This window comes from Pseudomonas sp. AA-38 (assembly GCF_029457475.1).
Taxonomy (GTDB): domain Bacteria; phylum Pseudomonadota; class Gammaproteobacteria; order Pseudomonadales; family Pseudomonadaceae; genus Aquipseudomonas.
Genome location: NZ_CP120359.1, coordinates 1,166,153 through 1,184,184, shown reverse-complemented (window position 1 = coordinate 1,184,184; position 18,032 = coordinate 1,166,153). Strand labels below are relative to the sequence as shown.

The following is an 18,032-nucleotide window of genomic DNA, read 5'->3' as shown; positions in this document are numbered from 1 at the left end:
TGGCCTCACACCCGATAACAACAAAGAGGCAGCCTCGAATGAGCGGACTCGACAAACGCGTCGGCAGCTACGCAGAAGCCCTGCACGGCCTGCAGGACGGCATGACCGTACTGGCCGGCGGTTTCGGCCTGTGCGGCATCCCCGAGAACCTGATCGCCGAGATCCGCCGCCGTGGCGTGCGCGATCTCACCGTGGTGTCCAACAATTGCGGTGTCGACGGTTTCGGCCTCGGCGTGCTGCTGGAAGACCGGCAGATCCGCAAGATGATCGCCTCCTACGTCGGCGAGAACGCCCTGTTCGAGCAGCAACTGCTCTCCGGCGAACTGGAAGTCGAACTCACCCCGCAAGGCACCCTGGCCGAGAAGCTGCGCGCGGGCGGTGCCGGCATCCCCGCCTTCTTCACCGCCACCGGCTACGGCACCCCGGTCGCCGAAGGCAAAGAGGCGCGCGAGATCAATGGCCGCCACTACATCCTCGAACCGGCCATCACCGGCGACTTCGCCATCGTCAAGGGCTGGAAGGCCGACCACTTCGGCAACGTGGTCTACCGCCACACCGCGCAGAACTTCAACCCGGTGGTCGCTACTGCCGGGCGCATCACCGTGGTCGAGGTCGAAGAGATCGTCGAGCCCGGTGAACTCGACCCGACGCAGATTCACACCCCCGGCATCTACGTCGACCGGCTGATCTGCGGCAGCTTCGAGAAACGCATCGAAAAACGCACCCTGCGCGCCTAGGAGAAACCGGAATGGCTCTTACCCGTGAACAAATGGCCCAGCGCGTGGCCCGCGAACTGCAGGACGGCTTCTACGTCAACCTCGGTATCGGCATCCCCACCCTGGTGGCCAACTACGTACCCGAGGGCATGCAGGTGATGCTGCAGTCGGAGAACGGCCTGCTCGGCATGGGCGCCTTCCCCACTGAAGAGGAAGTGGACGCCGACATGATCAACGCCGGCAAGCAGACCGTCACCGCTGTGAAAGGCGCGGCGATCTTCGACTCGGCGCAATCCTTCGCCATGATCCGTGGCGGCCACGTCGACCTGACCGTGCTCGGCGCCTTCGAGGTGGACGTACGCGGCAACATCGCCTCCTGGATGATTCCCGGCAAGCTGGTCAAGGGCATGGGCGGCGCCATGGACTTGGTGGCCGGTGCCGACAACATCATCGTCACCATGACCCACGCCTCGAAAGATGGCGAATCCAAGCTGCTGGAACACTGCAGCCTGCCGCTGACCGGCTGCGGCTGCATCCGCAAGGTGCTGACCGATCTGGCCTATCTGGAGATCGAGAACAACGCCTTCGTTCTGCGCGAACGCGCACCAGGCGTGAGCGTCGAGGAAATCGTGGCCAAGACCGCCGGCAAGCTGATCGTCCCCGAGCACGTACCGGAAATGAGCTTCTAAGTTGCCTACCACCCCGCAAACGCCACCACGCCTGGCGTCTTGCGGGGTGCTTTTATATCGGTCACTTGCCCTGTAGGAGCGAATTTATTCGCGATGCTTTTCCGCCTTTCGAGCCAAGAGGATTCCCCATGCAAGACGTCGTTATCGTCGCCGCCACCCGCACCGCCATCGGCAGCTTCCAGGGCAGCCTGGCGGAGATTCCTGCGCCCGAACTCGGCGCCATCGTCATCAAGCGCCTGCTGGAGCAGACCAACCTCGACGCCGCCCAGGTCGATGAAGTCATCCTCGGCCAGGTGCTCACCGCAGGCAGTGGCCAGAACCCCGCACGCCAGGCCGCCATCCGCGCCGGCCTGCCCCATGCCGTACCGGCCATGACCCTGAACAAGGTCTGCGGCTCGGGCCTCAAGGCCCTGCACCTGGCTACCCAGGCCATTCGCTGCGGCGATGCCGAGGTGATCATCGCCGGCGGCATGGAGAACATGAGCCTGGCGCCCTACGTGCTGCCGAAAGCGCGTACCGGCCTGCGCATGGGCCACGCACAGATGCTCGACAGCATGATCGTCGACGGCCTGTGGGACGCCTTCAACGACTACCACATGGGCATCACTGCCGAAAATCTGGTAGAGAAATACGGCATCAGCCGTGAAGCCCAGGATGCCTTCGCCGCCGAATCGCAGCGCAAAGCCGTGGCGGCCATCGAGGCCGGGCGTTTCGAGGCCGAGATCACGCCAGTGATGATCCCGCAGCGCAAGGGCGACCCCATCGCCTTCGCCCGTGACGAGCAGCCGCGCGCCGGCACCAGTGCCGAGTCCCTGGCCAAGCTCAAGCCGGCGTTCAAGAAGGACGGCAGCGTCACCGCCGGCAATGCCTCCAGCCTCAACGACGGCGCCGCTGCCGTGCTGCTGATGAGCGCAGCCAAGGCGCAAGCGCTAGGCCTGCCGGTGCTGGCCAGGATTGCCGGCTACGCCAATGCCGGCGTCGCCCCGGCGATCATGGGCATCGGCCCCGTCTCGGCCACCCGTCGCTGCCTGGACAAGGCTGGCTGGAGCCTAGATGAACTGGATCTGATCGAAGCCAACGAAGCCTTCGCCGCCCAGGCACTGGCAGTGGGTCAGGAACTGGGCTGGGATGCCGACAAGGTCAACGTCAACGGCGGCGCCATCGCCTTGGGCCATCCCATCGGCGCCTCGGGCTGCCGCGTGCTGGTGAGCCTGCTGCACGAGATGATCCGCCGCGACGCCAGGAAGGGTCTGGCCACCCTGTGCATCGGCGGTGGCCAAGGCGTGGCGCTGGCCATCGAGCGTTGACCGTAGGGTGGATCGCGCTTCATCGTTCCACCGCTTGGGTGGATGTAAACAGCGACATCCACCCTACTGCCGTAGCCTGGATGCAATCCGGGGAAACCTGGCAAGGAATTCCCGGATTGCATCCGGGCTACGTCGAACCGCTCGGCCTGGTGCCGGGCGTTGTCATTTCAACCAGCCAGGCGCAGCCAACCTAGAATGCCTGGTCAAAGCCACACAACCATAAGAAAGAGGCGTCCCCCCATGTTCAACACCCTCACCCGCATGAGCGTGAGCCTGGTACAGAAGTACCTGCCCTCGCCCTTCGTTTTCTCCGCCTTGCTCACCCTGGGCGTGCTGCTCGCCGGTATCTTCTCTACCGGCCAGTCGCTGCCGGCCATGGTGCAGCACTGGAGCGGCGGTTTCTGGACCCTGCTCGGCTTCGCCATGCAGATGGCGCTGATCTTCGTCACCGGCCACGCCCTGGCCAGCGCACCGATCATCAACCGTCAACTCGACCGTCTGGCCAGCCTGGCGCGCACACCGGGCCAGGCGATCATCATGGTCACCCTGGTAGCGCTGGTCGGTTGCTGGGTCAACTGGGGCTTCGGCCTGGTGATCGGCGCCGTATTCGCCCGCGCCCTGGCGCGCAAGGTCGATGGGGTCGACTACCCGCTGCTGGTAGCCTCGGCCTACTCCGGTTTTCTGGTCTGGCATGGCGGCCTGGCGGGTTCGATCCCATTGTCGATGGCCACTGGCGGCCCGGATCTGGCACGCATCACCGCAGGCGTGCTGACCGATCCGGTGAGCATCAGCGAAACCCTGTTCAGCCCGCTCAACCTGACCATCGTCGCCCTGCTGTTCATCGGCCTGCCGCTGCTCAACCGCGCCATGCACCCACGGCAGCACGCCAAGGTGGCCGATGCCGCCAAACTGGTGGAATCACGCGCCGAACTGCCGGCCCGTGAAACCCCGGCGCAACGCCTGGACGACAGCCGCATCCTCGGTCTGGCACTGGTGGCCATGGCCGGCATTTACCTGTTCAACCACTTCGCCAGCAAGGGCTTCGTCCTCGGACTGGATGTGGTCATCGCCATCTTCCTGTTCAGCGGCCTGCTGATGCACGGCACCCCGGAGCGCTACATGCGCGCGGTGAACGAGAGCGTGCGCGGCATCGGCGGCATCGTCCTGCTGTTCCCCTTCTATGCCGGGATCATGGGCATGATGATGGGCGCCAACGCCGACGGCATTTCCCTCGGTCGGCAGATCACCGAGGCGTTCATTTCCTGGTCGTCGGCCGACACCTTCCCGCTGCTGGCCTTCCTCAGCGCCGGCGTGGTCAACGTGTTCGTGCCGTCCGGTGGCGGCCAGTGGGCCGTGCAAGGCCCGATCATGCTGCCGGCTGCTCAGGCACTGGGCGTCTCGCCCACCGTCACCGCCATGGCGATTGCCTGGGGCGACGCCTGGACCAACATGATCCAGCCATTCTGGGCGCTGCCACTGCTCGGCATCGTCGGCCTCGGCGCCCGCGACATCATGGGCTACTGCCTGATCATGCTGCTGTACTCGGGCGTGGTGATCTGCGGCGCGTTCTACTTGCTCGGCTGAATCCCCGCTCGTGATCAACGCACCGGGAGGGCTCGCGAGCGAGAGCGATACGAGCCTGCTTCTAACGCAGCAGCGCCGACGCGCAGCAGGCCGAACTCAGCCCCCCATCAGCCCCTGCGCCTTGGCCATGGCCACCGCCTGGGTGCGCCGCTGCACACCGAGCTTGACGTTGATCCGCCGTGCATGGGTCTTCACCGTGTGCAGCGAAATGAACAGGCGATCGGCAATCTCCTGATTGGAGCAGCCCTGGGCGATCAACTGCAGCACCACCAGCTCCCGCGAGCTGAGCAGCGCCGTCCCGGCACTGGCCGGCTCATCCAGCGCCGGCGCCGGCTGCAACAGGCGTCGATGCAAATCATGCGCAGCCTCGCCCGGCAGCAGGCGCTCGAGCCAGTGCTCCTGGCGTTGCCGCAGCTCTTCCACGGGGCGCAGCAAGCGCAGTTGCCGCGCCTCGCCCAGGGCCTGCTGCAGCAAGGCATCGGCCTGCTCCTGTCGCCCCTGCAGCAACAACCCCTCGGCCAGCGCGAAGCGGCACTCGCACGCCATGCTGCGATGCCCGGCGAGCTGGCACTCCTCCAGCAACAATTGCAGCGCATGCTCGCCCGCCGCGTGGTGACCGAGCAGCAGATCGCTGCTCGCCAGATAACGGCGCAGCCGCGGCAGCAGGTCGTAGAACTCCGAAGGCGCCAGTTGCTGGCGCTGTTGCAGTTGCTGCAGGGTCTGGGCGAACAGCTCGCGCGCCCGTTCGTTCTGCCCCTGGCGCAGCAGCAGACGCCCGGCATGCAGTTGCAGCACGCCGCGGTAACGCACCTCCGGCACGTGCGACCACTGCATGACCCGCTCGGCCTTCTGCAGCCACTGGTGGGCCTCGTCGAGATCGCCGCGTACCTCGGCCAGTTCCAGCAGGCCCAGGTAGCCGGAAATGATGTAGGCGTCCTCGCAACGTTCGGCTTCCTGCAGGCCTTGGCGATAGGCCTGCTGCGCCGCCTCGTCCAGCCCCTGGCGGGCGAGCAGGCTGGCTCGCAGCAGGAGCAGACGGCCGAGCACCGGGCTGTGGTTGCAGTGCTCGCGGAGAAAGGCCAGGGACTGCTCGGCCAGCTCGGCGGCTCGCTCGGTCTCGCCAAGCATCTGCAGCAGCAGGCAATGATCGGTGTTGAGCAATGCCTCGAAAATCAGGCTGCCATGACGGCGCGCCAGATGCAGCCCCTGATCCAGCGCCTGCTTGGCCTGGCTCAAAGCCTGCTCGGCCATGTGCTGCTGCGCCAGGGCCTGGTAGCAGAGCACACGCTGCGACCAACTGCTCTCGTCCAGCATTGGCAACGCCTCCTGGCAATGCAGCCGTGCATCGCGACGTCCGCACTGGCGCGCCAGCACCCCCATCAAGGCCTGCCAGTGGGCGATCAGCTTGCGCTGGCGGCGGGCATCGGGTTGCGGCATGAAGTGCGCCAGCCCCTGCATGCAGGTGCGAGCCTCGTCGAAACGGGCACAGATGATCAGCGCCCAGGCCTGCAACACGATCAGCCGTGGCGAACTGCCGAACAGCCAGGCCGGCAGTTCTTCGCGCCATTGCAGCAGTTGCGCGACCGAATGCCCCTGCAGCAGTTGCTCCTGATCGAAACGCTGCAGGTAGTTGACCGCGACTTCCACCTGCCCGGCCTGCAGGGCATGTTCGACGGCCTCACGAATATCGCCCCGCTGGGCGAACCACTGGCAGGCGCGCACATGGATCGCAGCGGGCAGCGGCGCCCCCGGCAAGCGCCGCAGCACCTCGGCCAGCGGCCGCCACAGACGGAACCAGGTACCGCTGCTGTCGAGGCTGCGCACGAACAACTGGCGTCGTTGCAACTTGGCCAGCAAGTCATTGCCGCTTCCTTCCAACAGATGTTCGCAGAGCGCCGCGGAGAAACGTGGTAGCAAGGCCAGGGCGTGCAGGTGGCTACGCAGTTCGTCGTCCAGCTCGGCCAGCACTTCGTGCTGCACGTAGTCACGCAGCAACGGACAACCGTCCTGCAGACGCTGGCGCAGTGCTGCCTCGTCGGCATCGAGCAACAGCAGGCGAATAGCTGCCAGCCAGCCCTCGCTGCGCTGCAGCAGCAGTTGTCGACAGTCATCGGCCAGCTCGATGTGCAACTCGGCCAGCAGTTCGCTCAATGTGTCTGCGTCCAACGCCAGTTCCCCGCCCTCGATCTCCAGCAGATCGCCCTGCAACAACAGGCGCGGCAGATTCCAGGCGGGTGTGCGGCGGCTGGCGACCCACCAGGTGACACTTGCCGGCGCAGCGGCGAACAGCCGGTCGAAGCAGGCATCGAGTGCGTCATCGGCCTGGCGCGGGTAGTCGTCGATGAAAATCCACAGGCGCCCCGTGCGCTCATGCAGCCGCTCCAGCAGCGTCGTTTCGTCGGTGTCGTCCAACGACACCTGCAGCGCCTTGGCCAGTCGCTTGCAGAATTGCACCGGCGTCAGGCTACGCCCGCCGAGGTCGAGCCAGACCCGCTCGATGGCCGTGGGCGTCTGCCGGGCGCACTGACCGAGCAACACACTCTTGCCGGTACCGGCCGGCGCACAGAGCAAACGCAGGCGCGACTCGCTGCAGAGCAGGCGCTGTAGCAAGCCGGAACGGGAAACGACGCACGGCGGCAACCGTGGCAGGTCGGCAGGTTGCACCTGCTGCGCACTCGGGCGAGCGATGGCAAGGGTCGGCATGGCAGCGGTTCTCTCTGCTTGTCATTGTTGAACCACCTGGCGATGGTACCCCGCTCACCTCGCACCACCACCCCTTGGTGCTTATGGTGTGAGATTCACGTGGCCGAGGCGCGCACAAAAAAGCCGGCGACGCACAGGGCGGTACCGGCTTGCTTTAAGCTGTTGAGTGGTCAGCGCACGCCCGCGTTCCGCAGGGCCGCTGGCGTGAAGTCCTTGGCCGAGGCCTCTGTGCCGTACTGAATCGCGCTGCGCTCCTCGTTGGCCATGCCGATGGCCAGATAACGCCCGGCAATGATGTCGTAGAGCGCCTCCAGGGCGTATACCGGCACCTCTTTGTCGTACTGCTGGAACAACATGGCCTCACCGACTCGCCATAGCTGACCACGCCCGTCGTAGTGCTCGGACAGGGCGATCTGCCAGGAGTCCTCGTCGACGAAGAAGCGACGCTTGGCGTAGATGTTGCGCTCGCCCTCCTTGAGCGTGGCCTCCACCTCCCAGACCCGGTGCAGTTCGTAGCGTGCCAGATCCTGGTTGATGTGGCCGGCCTTGAGGATGTCGCTGTACTTCACCTGCGGCGAGGCCAGGCGGAAGTTGTTGTAGGGAATGAAGGCCTCGCGCTTGCCCACCAGCTTCCAGTCATAACGATCCGGGGCGCCGTTGAACATGTCGAAGTTGTCCGAAGTGCGCAGGCCGTCGGCGGCGGTGCCTGGGCCATCGTAGGCCACCTGCGGAGCACGACGCACACGACGCTGGCCGGCGTTGTAGAGCCAGGCCATGCGCGGCTCCTTGACCTGGTCGAGCGAGTCGTGCACCAGCAGCACGTTGCCGGCCAGACGCGACGGCGCGGTGACCCGCTGCTTGAACAGCAGCAGGGTGTTCTCGGCCTTGGCCGGGTCGAGATCCGGCACGTTGTCAGGGAAGGCCACTTCGTCCTCGAAATGCACCAGGGTATAGGCACCGTTGGTCTGCGGCGAGGCCTGCACGATGCTGCGCTTGAGGTTGCCGCCGCGATAGCGGGTGATGTGGTTCCATACCACTTCCAGGCCGTTGTGCGGGATCGGGAAGGCGTAGTAGCGGCTTTCGGTGAAATCGGTCAGGCCGTTGCCACCGTCGCGCAAGCCGGTCTTCAGGGCGCTGGTCTTGGCCGCTGCGTAGATCGCGTCCGGCACCGCTGTGCTGCGGTGAGTCGGGTAGATCGCCATGCGGTAGCTGTCCGGGTAGCGCTTGAACATGGCCAGTTGCCCGGCGGTGAGGTGCTCGCGGTATTGCTCCAGGTTCTGCGCGGTAATGGTGAACAGCGGCTGTTCGTTGGCGTAGGGGTCGGCCAGGAAGCCGCGCTCGTCCACGGCGCCGGCGTCGACCGGCAGGCCGCCGGTCCAGGCCGGGATGCTGCCATCGGCATTACCGGCCATCTGCGCGCCCAGCGGGGTCAGGCTGGTGCCGAGCTTGGCCGCCTCCTCGGGGCTCACCGCGGCCTGCACGCTCAGGGCCAGCAGGCCGAGGGAAAGCGCGCCGATCATTTTCAGGGTGGTGTTCATCTGCATGCCTCTGATCCTGTACGTCTTAGAAGCTCACGCCGAAGCTGAGCGCGAGGAAGTCGCGGTCGACCGCGGTGTTGTAGTCGCCACCGAAGAAATCGGTGTAAGACAGACTGGCTGTGTAGGTATTGCGGTAGTCGGCATCGATGCCGAAGCTCACGGCCTTGGTGCCTTCGTTGAACAGGCCGTTGGGGCCGTAGCCGTCGACGTCGTGCGACCAGGAGAGGTTCGGCTTGAGGTTCACCCCGGCGAACACGTTGCTGTACTCCCAGATGCCGCGCACGCGGTAACCCCAGGAGGTGCTGGTAACGAAGCCGTGGGTGTCGCCACGGAAACCGTAGGCACCGAACAACGAGTCACGGCCGTAACGCAGATCCTCGCGGCTCTCCAGCCCGCCGACATGGGCCATGCCGATCTCGCCCACCAGGGTGAAGCGCCCGGCCCCCATCACCTGGTCGAAGAAGTGGGTGAAGGTGGTCTGCACCTGGGTGACTTCCTTGCGCCGGTAACCGACGTTGTCCTGCCCTGGCCCTGCCGAGACCGGCGCGGTGCCGGGAGCGATGGGGTTGAGCAGGCTCAGGGTCATGTCGGTGGTGTTGATCTGCAACGGCAGGTTCGGTCGATAGCTGATCTCCCCCGCCCAGGCAGTGCCGGTGGGCAGCGTGGTGGAAAAGCTCAGGCCGTAGAGGCGGATGTCTTCGGGGTAATCCAGGTAGTAGCGGCCGTTGCCGAGCATCACACTCTGCGCCAGGCCGGCGCCGCTACCCGGGGCGATGCCATTGGCCGTGCCGATGATTCCCGGCAGCGCGGCCAGGGTCGCCAGGCCGGCGTTGCGCGTACTGACGATGGGCGTGCGGCTGTGATAGTTCATGAAGTACGCACCGTACTCGGTTTCGTCCCCCAGCCAGCGCAGGGCCAGGCCCCACTGGCCGCTGTCACGGGCATCGCGATCACCGCCACGCGGCAGGATCACCCCTTCGCGGTCGACCCGGAAGCCCTGGCCGAATGCGGCAGCGACCGGCTGCAGCGGCGCGATGGCCGGCGAGCCGATGTGATAGCCGTCGTCACAGCCGTCAGCGGCCACATCGGCAGTGGAGAAGAAGGTGCCGCAGTTGTCGAGGATGGTCTGATCCCACTCCAGTTGGTAGAAGGCCTCCATGCTCAGACGGTCGCTGAGGCTCTGCGACAGGTAGAGCATGTTCACCGGAATCAGGCCCTCCTTGATCTCCGCACCGGGGCGACGGAAGGCAGCCACGTCGATGGGATTGATGGAGTTGATGCTGTTGCCGATGAAGGTGCTCTCGCCCCAGCTCACCACCTGCTTGCCGACCCGCACCGTACCGGGCAGATCGCCGATGGCGTAATTGTGGTAGACGAAGGCATCGAGGATCTCCCCTCCCGATGACTTGGCGCCCTCCTTGCGATTGTGGTCATCGATATCCTTGAAGCGGCGGCCTTCGTCCTTGAGCTCGAAGTCGTACCAGTACTTGCCGCGCACGAAGACGCCGGTATCGCGGTAGCGCAGCTCCAAGTCGTGGATGCCTTTGAAGATCTTCGAGAAGGTCTCGCCCTTCTTGAAGTTCAGGCGGCCGTCGTCACCAGTCTGCGCCTGGCCCTGACCACCGTTGTTGGGGCCGATCAGGTCGCGATCCGGGCTGCGCGTCGACCAACTGGCGCCGACCGACAGCGAGCTGTCGAACTGCCCTTCGAGCTCGCCGATGTTGAAGGTGACGGCCTGCGCCGGCGCGGCGCAACCGACGGTGACGGCCAAAGCCAAGGTGCGTGGCTGGAATAGTCCGGGCCCTGTTGTTCTTGTCATGCGGGTCTCCTAGGTGTTGGGTACGGCAACGCCAACCCTAGGCGGGCAGAAGACGACGGATAAGCGCACCAAGGAGGGATTTCGCCTGTCGCCCGAAAGGATGAATGGCGCCCTGACACGGGCGCAAACGGGCCGACCTCAGCTTGCTGAATGATGGGTCATCAAGGCCGCGGGGAGCTATCGGAGCACAGGCAGTAGGGGGCGCGGATCACCGTGCGGATCACCGCCCGGCCATGCCGCAATCCGGCGTAGCGAAACGGCGACGGTTCCTAGCGCCAGCGATCCAGCAGATTCACCGCCAAACGATCCAGCCAGCCCCAGAGTCTTTGCTGCACGCGGCGCCACCAGGGGCGCTGGCGCCAGTCGTCGAGGGTGATCTCGCGGCTGGCGGTGAAGTCGGCGATGAAGCTGCTCGCCACCGCCTGGGTGAACGCGGGGTCGAGTGCCTCGACGTTGGCGTCGAGGTTGAAGCGCAGGTTCCAGTGGTCGAAGTTGCACGAGCCGACGCTGACCCAGTCGTCCACCAGCACCATCTTCAGGTGCAGAAAGCGCGGTTGATACTCGAAGATGCGCACCCCGGCCTTGAGCAGGCGGGGGTAATAGCGCTGGCCGGCGAAGCGTACCGGCGGATGATCGGTATGGCGCCCGGCCAGCAGCAGGCGCACTTCCACGCCACGGGCGGCGGCACGGCGCAGGGCGCGGCGGACCTTCCAGGTGGGCAAGAAATAAGGCGTGGCCAGCCAGACACGCTGCTTGGCGCCACGCAGGGCGCGCAACAGCGACAGCAGGATGTCACGGTGCTGCGCCGCATCGGCATAGGCCACCCGCCCCAGACCAAGCCCGGCCGCCGGGCGCTCCGGCAAACGCAGAGGCTCGGGCGTGTGGTTCGGTCGCCAGGAGAAGCGCGTGCGCCACTGGTGCTCGAACAGTTGCTGCCAGTCGTCCACCAGCGGCCCTTCGATTTCCACCATGGCCTCGTGCCAGGCGCTCTGCGGCGCATCCGGCAGCCAGAATTCGTCGGTGGAACCGGTGCCGCCGACATAGGCCAGGCGCCGGTCCACCAGCAGCAGCTTGCGGTGATCGCGATGGAAGTTGCGCATACCCCGACGCCAGCGCACCGGGTTGTACCAACGCAGTTGCACGCCCGCCACCAGTAGCCGCTGGCGCAAGGCAGCGCCCAGACCGGCTGCGCCATAGGCATCGAACAACCCACGCACGCTCACCCCGCGTGCAGCGGCACGGCACAGGGCCTGCACCAGACGTTCGCTGCAGCGGCCGTCCTCGATCAGGTACAACTCCAGCTCCACCTGGTGCTGCGCCGCCTCGATGGCCGCCAGCATGCGCGGAAAGAATACCGGCCCATCGAGCAGCAGCTCGAAGCGGTTGCCACCGCGCCAGGGGAAGATGCTGCCGCGCACGGCCATGCTCAACACGCCATCACGATGGGCAAGGCGGCAGTCAGCAGCGGTGCGAAAGGCGAAGGATGCATAAGGGCTCGGCGAACGACCTGTCCAGCCGGCAACGATAGCCGCCAAGCCCGGCCTTGCAAAGCCTGGCAGGCGCTCCCGGAAAGAAGTAACCCGGATGCAATCCGGGAGCGTTTTACCAAGCAGCCACGGATTCGCGCTATTCGTTGGGCAACAACTGACAGCCCTGGCGCTCGCCCAACCAGGCCGCGCTGTGGGTGCGGCCCAGGCCACTGGCAGTCACGCGCTTGCTGCTCTCGTCGTCGATCAGGCTGCTGATCGGCACGTACTGCTTCACGTAGCCGGCGCAATAGGGCGCAGGATTACCGCTGACGTAACGGCAGGAGCAATACTCCTTGGCCGTGTAGGCGCCGATGATGTCGGGGAAGGCCTGCAGGTAGACACGATTCGGCCACGCCCAGGCCAGCAGCACAACGAGCAGCACCACCAGCACGCTGAGAATCGGATGACGGCGGATCATGGCTGCACCTCCTGGGCGAAGGCCGCCTGCACGCGCTTGAGCAGTTCGTTGTGCTGGAAGCTGCCGTCGCGGTCATCGGCGTAACGCACCACCACCAGTTTCTCCTTCGGCATCACATACAGGCCCTGGCCCCAGTGGCCCAACGCGGCGATGGTGTCGGCCGGGGCATCCGGCCAGGGCCGCGAACTGCCGGGCAGTTCGGCATTGAGCCACCACTGCCCGCCTGGAACCGCATCGCCCGGCTTGGCGGTCTGCGGCTGATAGGCGGCGAAGGGTGTGGAGACGAAGTCGACCCAGGCGGTCGGCAGCAACTGCCGCTCGCCCCAGCGCCCGCCGCGCTGCATCAGCAGGCCGACACGGGCCAGATCGCGCGCGCTGAGGTAGGCGTAGGACGAGGCGATGAAGGTGCCGCTGGCGTCACGCTCCCACACCGCGCTGTGGATGCCCAGCGGCTCGAACAGCGCCGTCCAGGGGTAGTCGGCGTAGGCCTGCTCGCCGACCATGCCACGCAGCGCGGCCGCCAGCAGGTTGCTGTCGCCGCTGGAATAGCGAAAGCGCGTGCCCGGCGCGGCATCGGCCGGGTGTGCGGCGGTAAAGGCGGCCATGTCGCCCCGGCCACGGGTGTAGAGCATGGCGATCACCGAGGATTTCAGCGGGGCGTATTCGTAGTCCTCCTGCCAGTCCAGGCCCGATGCCCAGTTGAGCAGGTGGCCCATCTTGATCTGCGGGTGCTCGGCCATCGCCGGGTAGTACTGCGCCACCGGTGCATCGAGCTTGAAGCGCCCTTCGCCATAGGCCACGCCAAGCACGCTGGCGAATAGGCTCTTGGCCATCGACCAGGTCAGGTGCGGCGTCTGCGCCGTGGTCGGCGCGGCATAGCGCTCGTAGACGATCTGCCCATCGCGCACCACCAGCAGCGCGTCGGTGCGCACGCCCTTGCGCTCGGCATCGTCGCGCGGGGCGAAGGCATAAGCCTCCAGCTCGGCGATGGCGGCGGACGGTGGCGCAGCCTGGCTCTGCCAGTCAGGTTGCGGCCAATTTTCTGCCTGAACGGCCCCGGCCAGCAGGCAGAGGCCGAGCGTCAGGCTCAGACGACGAAGGGAGAAGGTGGGCATGGGCGGCCTCGATGGGGAATCGAGGCGCACCCTAGCATGCCGAGGATGACGACTTGAAGCGCCGGCCGCGACACTCATTTGGGCAGGCAGTAATCCTCGGGGCCCATCAGGTCGAGACCGCACTCGAGGTTCTCGATCCAGTGCAGGAAGGCGCTGATCATCTCGCCGCCGACGAAAGGCCGGCCATGCTGCGGCACGATCATCGCCACGTCCATCTGCCGCACCATCGCCGCCCACAGGCGACAGGCCTTGTTGCCGGCCATGTAACGGCGATGGAAGCCCTCCATGTTCGGCACATGGTTGACGAAGTCGCGCACCGGCGTGGCGTCATCGACCATGGACGCGCCCATGTCGCCGGAGAAGAGGATCTTGCTCACCGGGTCATAGAGCTGGAAGTTGCCCACCGAATGCAGGAAATGCGCCGGCACCGCCTTGAGGTTGCACTTGCCCAGCGGCACGCTCTGGCCGCGATCCGGCAGGGCGATGATGCGGTCGAAGGTGTTGATGCCCCGGCTCAGGGCCAGGTAATTGGCGGTCAGGTGCGGCAGAAAGCGCGCCCATAATTTGGAACAGATCACCCGCGCGCGGGTGTGCAGCAGCCATTTGTCCAGCGAGGCGATGATGTCCGGATCCTGGTGCGAGGCGAAGATGTAGGTCAGATCCTGCACCGGGATGTGCTTGGACAGCTCCAGCGACAGCGGCGTATAGGTCAGGTCACCACCTGGATCGAGCAGCAGGTACTGCTCGTTGTCGGTGATCAGGAACTGGTTGGATTGCACGCCCTCGCCGCTGACCAGGTCATCGAACATCAGGCATTGGTGGCTGCCGTTATCGAACAGCACGATGGGCTCGCGGCGCATGGAAACCTCACAGGTGAATCGCCAGGTCACCTTATGTGCACGAGGGCCAGCCAGTACTGATATGGGTCAACGCGCGGCGACAATCTGCCGCGCTTTCTCCAGGCGTTTGCCGCGCGCCGCCTCGGCAATGCGTAGCAGGCCCTGATCGCGCTGCCACAATTCGGCCCAATGCGCCGGCCCCGCAGCCATGGCGGCCTCCAGCTCGTCGGCCAGGGCCTGCTGCTGGGCGAACAGCCCAGCCAGCAACAGGTGGGTGGTGGGCGCATTGGGCGCCTGCCGCGCCACCTCGGCGCAACCGGCGAGTAGCCCCTGCAGGCGCAGCAGCAGGGACTCCGGCCAGCCGCTTTCGCGGCCGATACCGAACAACCAGGCACAGACCGCTGTGAGCACGTGCACGTCTTCCAGGGTGCGGAAGGGTTTGACGTAGTCGTCCCAGCCGTCACCGGCCAGACGCTCGCTCTGCGCCTGTTCCAGATGCAGGCGGGCATGGCCAATATCCGGCATCAAGGGCAGTGCCGGCAGCGGCTCGATGCAAACGCCTGGCGCCCCCTGGCGCACCACCCCCAGGGCCAGCCGCAGCGCTTCGTCGGCCTGCTCCTCGCGCGCCGCCACCAGCAGCCAGTCGGCGCATTCGGCGGCGGTGACGAAATCCTTGCGACCGCTGATGTACAAGCCGTAGATGCGCGTGCTCATGTCCGCCGGACGGGTGCTGCGGTTTTCCGTCACGCACAGGGCACCGGCCGTCCAAGGCGCCGCCGGCCACAACATGCGCAAAGCGGCCTGGTAACCAGCGAGGAAGGCCAGCCCCGGCGTCGCGGCCTGTAAACCGCCCGCCAGCGCCAGCTCGAAAGGCGGCGGTGTGCCGCCCAGATGCGCCAGCAGGCGGGCGTACCAGTCTTCCAGGCCGTGCTCGGCCGACAGGCGTTCGCTGGGCTGATACAGGCTCGACCAGGGCATCGCAGACCTCCTCACCTAGATTTTTCAGAGGTGCCCATCCGGGCCACCGTCATATAAGCATCAAATAATCGTCACAGTGATGACATTGCCTCGACCTAGCCTGAGCTTGCCCAACAAGATCGACCGGCTGCAAGTATCCAGCCGGCACACGGAGGATCCGGCATGACTCAAACCGCTCGTAGACTGCAGGCCGAACGCTTGCACGGCCCCGCTGCCCTGCAGGAAGCCCAGGCATTGCGCTATCGCGTATTCAGCGCGGAGTTCGACGCCAAGCTCAACGGCGCCGAACTGGGTCTGGACATGGACGATTACGACATTCACTGCAGCCATATCGGTGTGCGCGACATGAACAGCGGCGTGCTGGTCGCCACCACTCGCCTGCTCGACCACCAGGCCGCTGCCGGCCTCGGCCGCTATTACAGCGAAGAGGAATTCGCTCTGCATGGCCTGGCCAAGCTGGAAGGGCCGGTACTGGAAATCGGCCGCACCTGCGTCGACCCCGCCTACCGCAATGGCGCCACCATCGCCGTGCTCTGGGGCGAACTGGCCGAGGTGCTCAACGAAGGCGGTTACCGCTACCTGATGGGCTGCGCCAGCATCTCCATGCAGGACGGCGGCATCCAGGCCCAGGCCATCATGCAGCGCCTGCGCGAACGCTACCTGTGCACCGAACACCTGCGCGCCGAGCCCAAGCACCCGCTGCCCAAGCTCGATGTGCCGGGCAACGTCATCGCCGAGATGCCGCCGCTGCTCAAGGCCTACATGCGCCTGGGCGCGAAGATCTGCGGCGAGCCCTGCTGGGACAAGGATTTCCAGGTAGCCGACGTGTTCATCCTGCTCAAGCGCGACGAACTCTGCCCGCGCTATGCCCGCCACTTCAAGGCCGCAGTCTGAGACCAGACGGCATATTCCCGATAATGGCCAAACGACGCTATCCATGGATAATGCCGTCACTCATCCTCAAGCGGAGACCTCGATGGCCAAACTGCGCCTTTCCCTGCGCCTCGCCCACCTGGCCCTGGTGATCCTCTTCGGCACGCTGCTGGCTGGCATCGTCAGCCTCTGCGAACGTGTCGTCCGGCACGATCTGATGCCCTTGCGTCAGCGTCTCACGCGCTGGTTCCTGGCCCGCCTGGGTGGCGCCCTGCCGTTTCGCGTGCGAGTCGAAGGCGAACTGCCCGAGCGGCCGATGCTGTGGGTCGCCAATCACGTGTCCTGGACGGACATCCCACTGCTCGGAGCCCTGCAGCCGATTTCCTTCCTGTCCAAGGCCGAGGTGCGTACCTGGCCGGTGGCCGGCTGGCTGGCGCACAAGGCCGGCACCCTGTTCATCCGCCGTGGTTCGGGCGACAGCAACCTGGTCGGTCAGCAGCTCACCCGTCATCTGCAGCAAGGCCGCCACCTGCTGATCTTCCCCGAAGGCACCACCACCGACGGCCGCGCCCTGCGCACCTTCCATGGCCGCCTGCTGAGCAGCGCCATCGACAGCAACGTGCCCCTGCAGCCGGTGGCCATTCGTTATCTGCGCGACGGCCAGCTCTGCCCGATATCACCCTTCATCGGCGACGACGACATGCTCTCGCACCTGCTGCGCCTGCTTTCCAGCCCGGCCTGCGAGGTGGAGATCCGCCTGCTGCAACCGGTTCCCTGTGAGGCACGCAGCCGTAACGAACTGGCCCGTCACAGCCAGGCCATGATCGCCCGCGCCCTGCAGCTCGAAACGCCAGTAGTGGTTGTGCCCGAAGCCGAAGCCGCCTGATCCACAGCGTACGGGGGCTTGCCAGGGCTCCCTGGATAGCCTCCAGTCTATAGCTCGTAGCCGTTCAGTCAGCTGGCGGCACGATCAGCGCATCGACCTCCACCGACGCCAGCAGGCGGATGGCCACGCTGCCCAGCACGAAGCGCGACAACCCCTCGCGGGCATGGGTGCCGAGCACCAGCAAGTCGGCATTGAAGCGTTGCAGGGCATCACCGACCACTGCCTCCGGCGACCCCACCCGCACCCACAGGCGCTCAGGCGTCAACTGCACGCCCACCTCGGCGAAGCGCTCGGTCAACTGCTTGCTCAGCAGCTCGCACTGGTTCTCCAGCACCTCGGCGCTGATCCCCGCATCCATCACCATGCCACTGGCCAGCGGCTCGACGGCGCTGGCCAAGGCGCAACGCTGCTCGTCCAGCAAGCCCAGGTCACGGGCCTGGGCCCAGGCCTGTTGCGACGTGCGCGACAGGTCGGCAGCCAGCAGCGCTTCACGGTACTCATGAGTGACCGGCCCATTGACCCGCAGCACCGGCAGATGGCTGCTGCGCACCACCCGCTCGAGCGTGGTACCGACGAAGAAATCACGCAGCGCGGATTTGCGGTGCGCGCCCACCACCAGCAGATCGGCGCCCATGCCCTGGGCGGCCTCGACCACCATGGACGGTACCTCGCCAGTATTGACCAGCACGCGCGGACGGCTACCAGCCTGCTCGGCCAGGCGCTCGGCCTGGGCCTGCAACAGCGTCTCGGCCTGCTGCACCTGGCGCTGCACATGTTCGGTAGGGGCGTCATCATCGATCACGTGCAGCAAGCACCACTCGCCACCACCCTGGCGCCGGATCAATTGCACGGCGCGCTGCACGGCGTGCGCTGAGCGCTCGGACAGATCGGTCGCCACCAGAATCTTGATCATCTCGTTTCCTCCATAGGATTCACACCGAGTTACATTCAAGCCCCTCCTGCCGGTTCACTCCTTGATGCAGGTCAGGCACAGCGTCGCAAAGCGCTCTAGGGTTGTCGGGAAATCCCGTGCCCCGG

General features: G+C 65.9%; 15 protein-coding genes. 6 read left to right on the top strand and 9 right to left on the bottom strand.

The genetic code is table 11. The annotated features are described in order from the left end of the window. Positions 1-38: 38 nt before the first annotated feature. The 4 genes from PVE35_RS05455 to PVE35_RS05440 all read left to right on the top strand — a co-directional run bounded on the left by PVE35_RS05455 (position 39) and on the right by PVE35_RS05440 (position 4,296). The gene (locus PVE35_RS05455; RefSeq protein WP_277374042.1) at positions 39-737 is read left to right on the top strand and encodes a CoA transferase subunit A; all 699 of its coding nucleotides are present in this window, start codon (positions 39-41) and stop codon (positions 735-737) included. Positions 738-748: 11 nt separating this feature from the next. Continuing rightward, the gene (locus PVE35_RS05450) at positions 749-1,405 is read left to right on the top strand and encodes a CoA transferase subunit B (protein WP_277374041.1); all 657 of its coding nucleotides are present in this window, start codon (positions 749-751) and stop codon (positions 1,403-1,405) included. A 128-nt stretch (positions 1,406-1,533) separates the two neighbouring features. Then, a complete protein-coding gene (locus PVE35_RS05445; protein ID WP_277374040.1) occupies positions 1,534-2,712 on the top strand; it encodes an acetyl-CoA C-acetyltransferase in 1,179 nt (392 codons plus the stop codon). A gap of 240 nt (positions 2,713-2,952) precedes the next feature. Further along, complete coding sequence (locus tag PVE35_RS05440; RefSeq protein ID WP_277374039.1) at positions 2,953-4,296, top strand: short-chain fatty acid transporter; 1,344 nt, start codon at positions 2,953-2,955, stop codon at positions 4,294-4,296. Positions 4,297-4,392: 96 nt separating this feature from the next. Here the strand turns inward: PVE35_RS05440 and PVE35_RS05435 are convergent, their stop codons facing one another. The 8 genes from PVE35_RS05435 to PVE35_RS05400 form a co-directional block, all read right to left on the bottom strand. After that, the gene (locus tag PVE35_RS05435) at positions 4,393-6,999 is read right to left on the bottom strand and encodes a LuxR C-terminal-related transcriptional regulator (RefSeq protein ID WP_277374038.1); all 2,607 of its coding nucleotides are present in this window, start codon (positions 6,997-6,999) and stop codon (positions 4,393-4,395) included. Between the two features lie 170 nt (positions 7,000-7,169). Further along, on the bottom strand, positions 7,170-8,537 hold the full coding sequence (locus PVE35_RS05430) for a DUF1329 domain-containing protein (protein ID WP_277374852.1): 1,368 nt from the start codon (positions 8,535-8,537) through the stop codon (positions 7,170-7,172). A 25-nt stretch (positions 8,538-8,562) separates the two neighbouring features. Next, complete coding sequence (locus tag PVE35_RS05425) at positions 8,563-10,356, bottom strand: DUF1302 domain-containing protein (protein WP_268181846.1); 1,794 nt, start codon at positions 10,354-10,356, stop codon at positions 8,563-8,565. Positions 10,357-10,625: 269 nt separating this feature from the next. Beyond that, entirely contained in the window at positions 10,626-11,774 is a 1,149-nt protein-coding gene (locus PVE35_RS05420; protein WP_268184204.1) for a phosphatidylserine/phosphatidylglycerophosphate/cardiolipin synthase family protein, read from the bottom strand. 208 nt (positions 11,775-11,982) lie between these two features. Further along, positions 11,983-12,303: an amidase gene (locus PVE35_RS05415; protein ID WP_268181844.1), complete on the bottom strand. Its 321-nt coding sequence runs from the start codon at positions 12,301-12,303 to the stop codon at positions 11,983-11,985. Beyond that, positions 12,300-13,418 carry a serine hydrolase gene (locus PVE35_RS05410; protein WP_277374037.1) on the bottom strand — a complete coding sequence of 373 codons (1,119 nt, stop codon included), beginning with the start codon at positions 13,416-13,418 and terminating at the stop codon, positions 12,300-12,302. The genes PVE35_RS05415 and PVE35_RS05410 overlap by 4 nt, the downstream gene beginning before the upstream one ends. Before the next feature lie 74 nt (positions 13,419-13,492). Then, positions 13,493-14,278, bottom strand: coding sequence for an MBL fold metallo-hydrolase (locus PVE35_RS05405; protein ID WP_268181842.1), 786 nt, complete (start codon positions 14,276-14,278; stop codon positions 13,493-13,495). Positions 14,279-14,344: 66 nt separating this feature from the next. Further along, complete coding sequence (locus tag PVE35_RS05400) at positions 14,345-15,235, bottom strand: acyl-CoA dehydrogenase family protein (RefSeq protein ID WP_277374036.1); 891 nt, start codon at positions 15,233-15,235, stop codon at positions 14,345-14,347. Between the two features lie 162 nt (positions 15,236-15,397). Between PVE35_RS05400 and olsB the strand changes: the two genes are divergently transcribed. Both olsB and PVE35_RS05390 read left to right on the top strand, forming a co-directional pair. Then, positions 15,398-16,129: an L-ornithine N(alpha)-acyltransferase gene (gene olsB / locus PVE35_RS05395; RefSeq protein WP_268181839.1), complete on the top strand. Its 732-nt coding sequence runs from the start codon at positions 15,398-15,400 to the stop codon at positions 16,127-16,129. 82 nt (positions 16,130-16,211) lie between these two features. Continuing rightward, a complete protein-coding gene (locus PVE35_RS05390; protein ID WP_277374035.1) occupies positions 16,212-16,994 on the top strand; it encodes a lysophospholipid acyltransferase family protein in 783 nt (260 codons plus the stop codon). A 64-nt stretch (positions 16,995-17,058) separates the two neighbouring features. On the opposite strand, the gene PVE35_RS05385 is transcribed toward PVE35_RS05390, so the two are convergent. Then, positions 17,059-17,907: a universal stress protein gene (locus PVE35_RS05385; RefSeq protein ID WP_268181835.1), complete on the bottom strand. Its 849-nt coding sequence runs from the start codon at positions 17,905-17,907 to the stop codon at positions 17,059-17,061. Between the last annotated feature and the right edge of the window lie 125 nt (positions 17,908-18,032).

Coding starts and splice junctions, on each gene's coding strand:
- PVE35_RS05455 (WP_277374042.1), top strand. CDS start 39: ATGAGCGGACTCGACAAACGCGTCGGCAGCTACGCAGAAGCCCTGCAC.
- PVE35_RS05450 (WP_277374041.1), top strand. CDS start 749: ATGGCTCTTACCCGTGAACAAATGGCCCAGCGCGTGGCCCGCGAACTG.
- PVE35_RS05445 (WP_277374040.1), top strand. CDS start 1,534: ATGCAAGACGTCGTTATCGTCGCCGCCACCCGCACCGCCATCGGCAGC.
- PVE35_RS05440 (WP_277374039.1), top strand. CDS start 2,953: ATGTTCAACACCCTCACCCGCATGAGCGTGAGCCTGGTACAGAAGTAC.
- PVE35_RS05435 (WP_277374038.1), bottom strand. CDS start 6,999: ATGCCGACCCTTGCCATCGCTCGCCCGAGTGCGCAGCAGGTGCAACCT.
- PVE35_RS05430 (WP_277374852.1), bottom strand. CDS start 8,537: ATGAACACCACCCTGAAAATGATCGGCGCGCTTTCCCTCGGCCTGCTG.
- PVE35_RS05425 (WP_268181846.1), bottom strand. CDS start 10,356: ATGACAAGAACAACAGGGCCCGGACTATTCCAGCCACGCACCTTGGCT.
- PVE35_RS05415 (WP_268181844.1), bottom strand. CDS start 12,303: ATGATCCGCCGTCATCCGATTCTCAGCGTGCTGGTGGTGCTGCTCGTT.
- PVE35_RS05410 (WP_277374037.1), bottom strand. CDS start 13,418: ATGCCCACCTTCTCCCTTCGTCGTCTGAGCCTGACGCTCGGCCTCTGC.
- PVE35_RS05405 (WP_268181842.1), bottom strand. CDS start 14,278: ATGCGCCGCGAGCCCATCGTGCTGTTCGATAACGGCAGCCACCAATGC.
- PVE35_RS05400 (WP_277374036.1), bottom strand. CDS start 15,235: ATGCCCTGGTCGAGCCTGTATCAGCCCAGCGAACGCCTGTCGGCCGAG.
- olsB (WP_268181839.1), top strand. CDS start 15,398: ATGACTCAAACCGCTCGTAGACTGCAGGCCGAACGCTTGCACGGCCCC.
- PVE35_RS05390 (WP_277374035.1), top strand. CDS start 16,212: ATGGCCAAACTGCGCCTTTCCCTGCGCCTCGCCCACCTGGCCCTGGTG.
- PVE35_RS05385 (WP_268181835.1), bottom strand. CDS start 17,907: ATGATCAAGATTCTGGTGGCGACCGATCTGTCCGAGCGCTCAGCGCAC.